Annotated in this window: 9 protein-coding genes; 6 read left to right on the plus strand and 3 right to left on the minus strand. The window is 72.5% G+C overall.

Annotated elements, in window-relative coordinates; translation table 11 throughout:
• Positions 1 to 9: 9 nt before the first annotated feature.
• Positions 10 to 957 carry a GlxA family transcriptional regulator gene (locus OG552_RS35250; RefSeq protein WP_329140086.1) on the minus strand — a complete coding sequence of 316 codons (948 nt, stop codon included), beginning with the start codon at positions 955 to 957 and terminating at the stop codon, positions 10 to 12.
• A 334-nt stretch (positions 958 to 1,291) separates the two neighbouring features.
• Between OG552_RS35250 and OG552_RS35255 the strand changes: the two genes are divergently transcribed.
• The 3 genes from OG552_RS35255 to OG552_RS35265 all read left to right on the plus strand — a co-directional run bounded on the left by OG552_RS35255 (position 1,292) and on the right by OG552_RS35265 (position 2,597).
• Positions 1,292 to 1,795, plus strand: a complete 504-nt coding sequence (locus OG552_RS35255; protein ID WP_329140088.1) for a DUF2269 family protein — start codon at positions 1,292 to 1,294, stop codon at positions 1,793 to 1,795.
• A 3-nt stretch (positions 1,796 to 1,798) separates the two neighbouring features.
• Complete coding sequence (locus tag OG552_RS35260) at positions 1,799 to 2,128, plus strand: DUF3817 domain-containing protein (RefSeq protein WP_329140090.1); 330 nt, start codon at positions 1,799 to 1,801, stop codon at positions 2,126 to 2,128.
• Positions 2,129 to 2,219: 91 nt separating this feature from the next.
• A complete protein-coding gene (locus OG552_RS35265; protein ID WP_329140092.1) occupies positions 2,220 to 2,597 on the plus strand; it encodes an MmcQ/YjbR family DNA-binding protein in 378 nt (125 codons plus the stop codon).
• Positions 2,598 to 2,619: 22 nt separating this feature from the next.
• On the opposite strand, the gene OG552_RS35270 is transcribed toward OG552_RS35265, so the two are convergent.
• Together OG552_RS35270 and OG552_RS35275 are read right to left on the minus strand one after the other, a co-directional pair.
• The gene (locus OG552_RS35270; RefSeq protein WP_329140094.1) at positions 2,620 to 4,044 is read right to left on the minus strand and encodes a glucose-6-phosphate dehydrogenase; all 1,425 of its coding nucleotides are present in this window, start codon (positions 4,042 to 4,044) and stop codon (positions 2,620 to 2,622) included.
• 206 nt (positions 4,045 to 4,250) lie between these two features.
• On the minus strand, positions 4,251 to 5,183 hold the full coding sequence (locus OG552_RS35275; RefSeq protein WP_329140096.1) for a LysR family transcriptional regulator: 933 nt from the start codon (positions 5,181 to 5,183) through the stop codon (positions 4,251 to 4,253).
• Positions 5,184 to 5,273: 90 nt separating this feature from the next.
• Here OG552_RS35275 and OG552_RS35280 point away from each other — a divergent pair, with 90 nt between their 5' ends.
• The 3 genes from OG552_RS35280 to OG552_RS35290 all read left to right on the plus strand — a co-directional run bounded on the left by OG552_RS35280 (position 5,274) and on the right by OG552_RS35290 (position 8,659).
• On the plus strand, positions 5,274 to 6,287 hold the full coding sequence (locus tag OG552_RS35280; RefSeq protein ID WP_329140098.1) for a YeiH family protein: 1,014 nt from the start codon (positions 5,274 to 5,276) through the stop codon (positions 6,285 to 6,287).
• A 67-nt stretch (positions 6,288 to 6,354) separates the two neighbouring features.
• Complete coding sequence (locus tag OG552_RS35285; RefSeq protein WP_329140100.1) at positions 6,355 to 7,056, plus strand: GntR family transcriptional regulator; 702 nt, start codon at positions 6,355 to 6,357, stop codon at positions 7,054 to 7,056.
• Positions 7,057 to 7,432: 376 nt separating this feature from the next.
• Positions 7,433 to 8,659, plus strand: a complete 1,227-nt coding sequence (locus tag OG552_RS35290) for a threonine synthase (RefSeq protein ID WP_329140102.1) — start codon at positions 7,433 to 7,435, stop codon at positions 8,657 to 8,659.
• Positions 8,660 to 8,680 lie beyond the last annotated feature (21 nt).

Genomic DNA, 8,680 nt, shown 5'->3' on the forward strand with positions numbered 1-8,680 from the left:
GCCGCGGGGTCAGGCGGTGCTCCGGAAGGACGCCCGGTAGGACTGCGGAGTGGTGCCGCAGACCCGTTTGAAGCGTTCACGGAAGGCGGTCGGCGAGCCGAAGCCGGCCTGTTCCGCGATGCGTTCGACGGTGTGGTCGGTGGTCTCCAGCAGATACTGCGCCCGGCGCACCCGGCTCCGCAGCAGCCACTGCAGCGGAGTGGTGCCGGTCTGCTCCCGGAAGCGCCGGCTGAAGGTGCGTTCGCTCATCCGGCACCTGGCGGCCATCGCCTCCAAGGTGAGGTCCTGCCCGAGATTCTCCTCGATCCAGGACAGGACCGGCTCCAGCAGCGACCCCTTGGGCACCGGCGGCTGCTGGTGGACGATGAACTGCGCCTGGCCGCCCTCACGTTCCAGCGGCATCACCGACAGCCGCGCGGCATCGGCCGCCACCGCGGACCCCAGGTCGCGGCGGACCATGTGCAGGCACAGGTCGAGGCCGGCCGCCGCCCCCGCCGAGGTGAGCAGCTGCCCGTTGTCGACGTAGAGCACGTTGGGGCGCACCTCGATCTTCGGGTGCAGTCGCGCCAGGAGGTCGGTGCCGACCCAGTGGGTGGTCGCCGCCAGCCCGTCCAGCAACCCGGTGGCGGCGAGGATGAAGGCCCCGCTGCAGATCGAGGCGATCCGGGTCCCGCGGGCGGCCGCGGCCCGCAGCGCCGCCAGGACCTCTTCCGGTGGCGCACCCGCGTACTCCGAGGCGCCGGGCACGATGATCGTATCGGCGTCGGCCAGCGCCTCCAGGCCCCAGGGCGCGTGGACGGTGAAGGTCTCGGTGGGTACCTCCCGCGTGATGCCGCAGACCAGCAGCCGGTACGGGCGGCGCCCGTCGGGCAGCCGCACCCGGCCGAAGACCTCCAGCGGGACCGCCATGTCGAAGGCCACCACGTCGTCCAGCACCAGGACCGCAACCGTATGCATGCACTCGACAATAGTGGGGATCCCGCCAGAGCTGAGACCTGCAACTCTTCCCCGTACGGTCCCGTCCACACGGTTCAGCGATGTGGCGAGAATCCGTTGCCTTCTGTCGATCCAGCCCATGGGCCGCCCCTCGGACCGGCTCCTAGGGTGAGCGCGGCGGTCCGGACCGCCGCGGAAGATCTCCCGCGTACGAGCGCGGTGACGAGCACAGCACGAGCACAGAAGGAAACATGTCCGCCGAAGGCATCTGGCATCTCACCACCAACACCCCGCCGGCCGCGAACAGCGCCGGCGAACGCACCGCAGCACCCGCCAGGGGACAGGGCGCCGCCCGATGACCAAGTTCCTGCTCGCCGTCCATGTCCTGGCGGCCATCGTCGCCATCGGCCCGGTCACCGTGGCGGCCAGCATGTTCCCGGCCGCCGCCCGACGAGCGGCCGCCGCTCCCGCGGAGCAGGCCGCCGAGGCGGTGTCCACCGTCCGGCTGCTGCACCGGATCTGCCGCGTCTACGCCGAAGTGGGCGTCGTCGTCCCGGTGTTCGGGTTCGCCACCGCGAGCGTCATGCACGTGCTGGGCAGCGCCTGGCTGATCGCCGCGATCCTGCTCACCGCGGTCGCCGCGCTGGTCCTCGGTCTGCTGGTGCTGCCGTCCCAGCACGTCATCCTCGGCTCCCTCACCGGCAGTGCGCAGGACGCAGGACCGGACACCGAACCCGCGCCGCCGGTCGACCGCGCCACCACCGCGCGGCTGGCCATGCTCACCGGCGTCTTCAACCTGCTCTGGGCCACCGTCACGATCCTGATGATCGTCCGCCCGGGCTCCACCACAGGAGCGTGACCCGTGTCCTCCTCCCGCCGTCCCCTGCGTGCCTCGGCAGCCGTCGAACTGGTCTCCCTCGCGGTCCTCCTGGTCAATATGACCACCGTCGACATCCAGGCCGTCGCCGCGATGACCGGACCCGTCCACGGCTGCGCCTGGCTCTTCAGCATCTTCGCCGCCCTGCGTGACCCCCACGGCAGCCGCCGCACCACTGTCGTGGCCGCGATCCCGGGTGTCGGCGGCATGCTCGCCCTCCGCCGGCTGAACCGCGCGGGGCCCGCGGCACCAAGCCGCGACGGCGACACGGTCGTCCGTGTCCGCCTCTCCGGCCGGCGGTCGGGTGCGCGGTAGCGTCGTGCCGGGACTCCGCACCGGGATCCGTCGTGCCGGTAACGGTCCCGGCGACCCCGGGAGCGGAACGCATTCATGGAGAGGCGGCGGCATGGTGGACCAGGACGACGTGCATCGCATCGGGCTCGCGCTGCCGGACACCTTTCTCTCCGACGACGGCAGCTCGCTGCGGGTCCGGCACGGCAGTGGCGACAAACCGCTGGCCTGGGTGTGGCTGGAGCGCACCGGACCCAAGGGCCCACGGGAGCCGCGCCCGGACGTGCTCGCGGTGCGGGTCGGCTCCCAGGAGGAGAAGGACGAGCTGATCGCCGCCGACCCGGACACGTACTTCACCGAGCACCACTACGACGGCTACCCCGCCGTTCTGGTCCGGCTCGATGCCGTTGACCAGGACGAGCTCCGTGAGCGGCTCACCGACGCCTGGCGCTCCCAGGCACCGCGCGCCCTGGTGAAACGCTCCGGTCTGTGATCCGGGGGCGAAAGGACACAGGTCAGTGCTGCTCCGGCAGCCACGGGTCCTGCCACTCGGGGTGCCCGCCCAGCAGGGAGCGCGCCTCGCGCGGTCCCCAGCTGCCGCGCTCGTAGGAGTGCACCGGCGGCGGGCTGTCCAGCAGCGGCTGGACCACGCGCCAGGTCTCCTCGACGCTGTCCTCCCGGGCGAAGAGCTGGTGGTCGCCGATGATGGCGGCGTGCAGCAGCCGTTCGTACGGCTCCTGGGGCCGGCCCAGCTCCCGGGCGAAGACGGTGTCGAGGTGGACGGGGCGCCAGACGCCCTTCTCGGCGTGACCGGTCAGCTGCAGACGCAGGCCGGGATCCTTGTCGATGCGCAGCACGATCTGGTTCGCGGCCACCTGGCGCGGGGCCGCCAGAAAGGCCAGCCGGGGGGTCCGGTGCAGGATCAGCCGTACCTCGGTGACCGTCTCCGGCATCGCCTTGCCGGCCCGCAGGAAGACGGGGACCCCCGCCCACCGCCAGTTGTCGATTTCCAAGGACAGCGCGACGAACGTCTCCGTCGCCGAATCCGCCGCCACTCCGGGGACGTCGAGGTACCCCTGGTACTGGCCGCGCACGTACCGCCGGGGATCGGCCGGTGCCATCGACCGGAACAGCTCGGCCTTCTTGTCCCGCAGATCGTCGGCGCCGGGGCCGCCCGGAGGTTCCATGGCGACCAGGGCGAGCACTTGGAGCAGGTGGTTCTGCACCACGTCGCGCAGCGCCCCGACCGCGTCGTAGAAGGAGCCGCGGTCCTCGACGCCGAAGCTCTCCGCCATGGTGATGTGGATGGCCGACACGCTCTTGCGGTCCCACACCTCGGCCATCGCCAGATTGGCGAACCGCAGGTACTCCAGCTCGATGACCGGTTCCTTGCCGAGGAAGTGGTCGACTCGCAGGATCTGGTCCTCGCGCAGGACCTTGCGGAGCCGGTCGTTGAGGTCGCGGGCGGAGTCCAGGTCGTGGCCGAAGGGCTTCTCCACGGCCACCCGGGCGTTGCCCAGCAGATCGGCCGCGGCCAGCCGCTCGACGATCGGCGCGAAGAGGGCGGGCGGCATCTCCAGGTAGAACAGCGGCCGCCGGCCCTTGCCGACCGCCTTGGCGAGCCGGTCGTAGAGCGCCGCGTCGGTGACGTCCCCGTGCAGATAGGACAGGCGCCGGGCCAGCGAGTCGAAGACGCGTTGGTCCAGATCCTCGCCGCTGTCGGCGATCGCCTCACGGGCGTGCTCCACAAGGTGCTCCACGGTCCAGTCGTCGCCCGCGACGCCGATGACCGGGCAGTCGAGCAGCCCGGTGCGCTCCAGGCGGTACAGGGCCCGGAAGGTCATCTTGCGGGCCAGGTCGCCGGTGATCCCGAAGATCACCAGCAGGTCCGCGGCCTTGTCCTGACGGCCCTGGCCGTCCGCACTCGGTTCCACTGTCATGTCCCGCCTCCACGATCAGCCCGACCCGGTACGGTCCGGGGACGCGCCGGCTGTCATCGCGCGCCTTCCCCAGAACACACCCAAAGACGCGCCCCGACCACTCGGCCCCGCGGGCCGTTCCCCCGGCAGGATCGCCGGGGACGGTGACCCTCCGTAGCGTCCCGGGGGGGGCTGGGCGTTCCGGCCGGGAGGCCGCCGGTGCGGGTTCAGCCGCTGCTGCGGGCGGCGATCGTGACCAGTTCGCGGACCGGTCCGCCGGGCGGATAGGGGCCGCCGCTCCACACCGCCCGCAGGCTGCGCACCAGGTCGACGCCCGAGACGGCGAGCGGTCGCAGCCGGCCGAGCGCGATGTCGTCGGCGACCGCCAGCGAGGAGAGCGCGCCAGGACCGGCGCCGGCGATGATCGCCGCCTTCACCGAGGCGGTGCCGGTCAGTTCGAGCGCTGGCTCGGCCTGCGGCACCCCCGGCAGCGCCGCCGCGAGCGCGGCGGTGAGGGTCTGCCGGGTGCCTGAGCCGGGTTCCCGGGTGACCAGCGGGGTCGCGGCCAGCTCCGCCGCGCTGACCGGGCGCCGCCGGCGGGCCCAGGGGTGGCCGCTCGGCACGACCAGCAGCAGTTCGTCCTGGCCGACGGTGCGGGACCGCAGACTGCGCGGGGCGCGGGGACCCTCCACGAAGCCGAGGTCCGCCTCGCCCGCCGCGATCCGCGCGGTGACCGCCACGCTGTTGGCCGCCTCCAACTCCACGCTGGTGGACGCCTGTCCGGCCCGGGCCTGCTGGTCGCGGAGCATGACCATCCACCGCGGCAGCAGGTGTTCGGCGATGGTGAGACTGGCCGCCACCTTGATCCGGCCGACCCGGTCGGTCCGCAACGAGGTGATGCCGGCGTCGAGTTCGGCCGCCGCGTCGAGCACCCGGGACGCCCACTGCACGATCAGCCGGCCGGCCGCGGTGAGCTGCGACCCGCGCGGCCCGCGGGTCAGCAGCGGGACACCGACCCGTACTTCCATCGCCCGGACCCGCTGCGACAGCGCCTGCTGCGTCACACCCAGTTCGATCGCGGCCAGCCGCAGGCTTCCGGTCCGCGCGACTACGGAGAGCATCTGGAGCGCAGCCAGCTCCGGCACCCGGGGACTGAGCATCGGACAGCCTCCCAGTAACAAGGTTCAGTTGTCACTCTGACAACCACAAGCAGGCTACTCCAGGTCCGCCGGGCTCATCAGGGTGGAAGGGTGAGTACTTCCGTCCTGCACCGCCCGCCCCGGACGGCGGCGTCCGTGGTCCCCGGCCTGTGCCTGGTGGCCGCCGGCACGGCCGCCGCCTACGCTGTGTCGCACTTTCTGCCGGCCCTCAACCCGTCGACCGTCGCGGTGGTGCTCGGCGCCGCCGTCACCAACGCGCGGCTGCACCACCCCGCGCTGCGGCCCGGCACCGCGCTCGCCGGCAAGCGGCTGCTGCGTATCGCGGTCGTGCTGCTGGGCCTGCAGCTCTCGCTGCCCGAGCTGGCGCGGCTCGGCGTCCGCGGACTGACGGTGGTCGCGGTCACCGTCGCGGTGACCTTCACCGGGACCCGGCTGCTCGGCCGCCGGCTCGGGGTCTCCGCGCCGCGCAGCCTGCTGATCGCCACCGGCTTCTCGATCTGCGGGGCGTCGGCGGTCGCCGCGATGGAGCCGGTGGCCGGGGGAGACGAGGAGGACACCGGGGTGGCGGTGGCGCTGGTCACGCTCTGCGGCAGCCTCGCCATCGTGATCCTGCCGCTGCTGCGGGTCCCGCTCGGCCTCGATGTCACGGCCTTCGGCTCGTGGGTGGGAGCCAGCGTGCACGATGTCGGCCAGACCGTGGCCACCGCTCAGCGGGTGCCGGGTGCCCTCACCACCGCGGTGGTGGTCAAGCTGACCCGGGTGGTGCTGCTGGCGCCACTGGTGGCCGTGGTGGGCATCGCCGCCCGGCGGACGCCGGCCGCCGTACCCGAGGGCGGCCGGCGCCCGCCGCCGGTGCCCCTGTTCGTGGCCGGCTTCCTGGTGTCGGTCGCGCTGACCAGTACCGGAGTGCTGCCGCACCCGCTGCTCGCGGCCGCCAAGTGGGTCCAGTCGGTGCTGCTGGTCGCCGCGCTCTTCGGGCTGGGGACCGGGATCAGCGGGCCGGCGCTGCTGCGGACCGGACGCCGCTCGCTGGTCCTCGGTCTGACGTCCTGGCTGCTGGTGGCGGGCGTCGCCTACGCCGGCGTGCGGCTGGCCGCGCTCTGACCGCACGCCGCCCGGCCCGGCAGGAGGGCGGTGGCCTCCGCGCCGCCGAAATGTCATCATGCCCCGTGTGACCATCGAACGGCGGACCTACAAGGAGCAGGCGTACCGGGAGATCCGCCGGATGATCGTGGACGGCGAGCTGGCTCCCGGCACGAAGGTGGTCGTCCGCATGCTCAGCGAGCGGCTGCGGTTGTCGCCGACCCCCATCAAGTCCGCGCTGGCCGGTCTCGAACGGGACGGATTCCTCACCACGTTCGCCCACCGCGGCTACTTCGTCCCCGAGGTCGCGGTCCGGGACATGCGGGAGATCTACGAGCTGCGCGAGGCCCTCGACGGGGTCGCGGCGCGCAAGACCGCGACCCTGCCGGACGTGGTGGACTTCGTCCGCGGCACCCTGCAGCCGCTCTACGACGAGCAGCGCCGGCTGCTCGAAGAGCACGACGGCGTGGGCTACAGCGATGTGGACATCGAGTTCCACCGGGCGATCTGGCACGCGGCCGGGAACATCCGGCTGGTCCAGTTCATGGACAACCTCGGAGGCCAGCTCCGCTTCGGCTCCGGCTCCTCCTCGCAGGTGCCCGGCCGGACCTCGAACGCGCTCCAGGAGCACGCGGCGATCATGGAGGCGATGGCCCAGGGCAGGCCCGCCGAGGCGGAACGGCTCTCCCGCGAGCATGTCCGGCGCGCCGCGGAGGCGTTCGAGGACCGCAGCGCCATGACGGACGCCGGCCTCGACACAGCGCAGCAGGCCCGCCCCGCCGAGCGCTGACCCGCGCCGTCCGGGTCCCGGACCGCGCCGGACCGCCCGCCCGCCCGATCTCCGCGGCCGGATTCCGATAACCGCCGCATGCTCCGCGACCGCATCCCGTCTCACCTGTCGGTCCTCGCGTCCCGCGCTTCGGGGCCCTGCGTCCCGCCCCTCCGGCCGGCGTGCGGGGTGGATCCGTCAGTGTCAACACCCCGGCTGAACAGGTGAGTTGTCGTCATCCCCGGCCGGCTGCCCGGTCCCTCGGGCGCCCCCGCGCGGCTCTTCGGACGGTCGCGGGCGACGCCCTTTGCCGATTCGAGTCTTGACGGGTCGCGCAATTTGGATCCAAAATTCAAACCTCATCGGCCGGTTCCGGCCACGCTCCTTGAGGAGATCCATGCAGAACTCAGCTCTGAGCCACCTTGTCTGTTCCCAGACCGGAACGCGTTACGACGCCGACGTGGTGCAGGGTGTGAGCGCTGTCGGGATGCCGCTGCTGGCCCGCTACGACCTGGAGCGGGTCGCCGCCACGGTGACCCCCGCCGACCTCGCCGGCCGCCCGCCGACTCTGTGGCGGTACCGCGAAGTCCTCCCGGTCCGGGACGAGGCGAACATCGTCTCCATGGGCGAGGGCATGACCCCGCTGGTGCCACTGCCGTCCTACGGCGCGGCGATCGGCGTGCCGCGGCTGCTGATGAAGGACGAGGGGCTGATCCCCACCGGAACCTTCAAGGCAAGGGGAGCCGCGGTGGGCGTGTCCCGTGCCGCCGAACTCGGCGTCAAGGGCGTGGCCATGCCGACCAACGGCAACGCCGGAGCGGCGTGGGCCGCCTACGCGGCGCGGGCGGGGCTGCGGAGCCTGATCGCGATGCCCGTCGACGCACCGGCCATCACCCGCGCCGAATGCGTCGCGGCCGGCGCCGAGCTGTATCTGGTGGACGGACTGATCGGCGACGCGGGCAAGCTGGTCAACGCCGCCGTCGCCGGCCGGCAGGGCTACCAGGAGGTCTCGACCCTCAAGGAGCCCTACCGGCTGGAGGGCAAGAAGACCATGGGCTACGAGATCGCCGAGCAACTCGGCTGGCGGCTGCCGGACGTGATCCTCTACCCGGCCGGCGGCGGCGTGGGCCTCATCGGCATCCACAAGGCGATCCAGGAACTGCGGGAACTGGGCTGGATCGAGGGCGGGATGCCGCGGCTGGTCGCCGTCCAGGCAGAAGGCTGCGCACCCATCGTGCGGGCCTTCGAGTCCGGCGCGCTCACCAGCACCGCGTTCCCCGACGCACACACCGTCGCCTTCGGCATCACCGTGCCCAAGGCCCTCGGCGACTTCCTCGTACTGGAGGCGGTCCGGGCCACCGAGGGGACGGCGATCGCCGTCAGCGACGCGGAACTTCTCGAAGAGCAGCAGCAACTCGCCCTCCGGGAGGGCACGTTCATCTGTCCCGAGGGCGCCGCCTGCATGGCGGCGGCCAAGCGGCTGCGGGAGTCGGGCTGGCTGCGGCCCGACGACCGGACCGTGGTCCTCAACACCGGGATGGGCCTGAAGTACCCCGAGACCGTCAACGTCGACGTCCCGACGCTCAGCATCGATTCCCGCATCCCGCACACAGCGGCCGGCTGATCACCTCCACCCACGCGCTCC

The organism is Streptomyces sp. NBC_01476 (assembly GCF_036227265.1).
Taxonomy (GTDB): Bacteria; Actinomycetota; Actinomycetes; order Streptomycetales; family Streptomycetaceae; genus Actinacidiphila.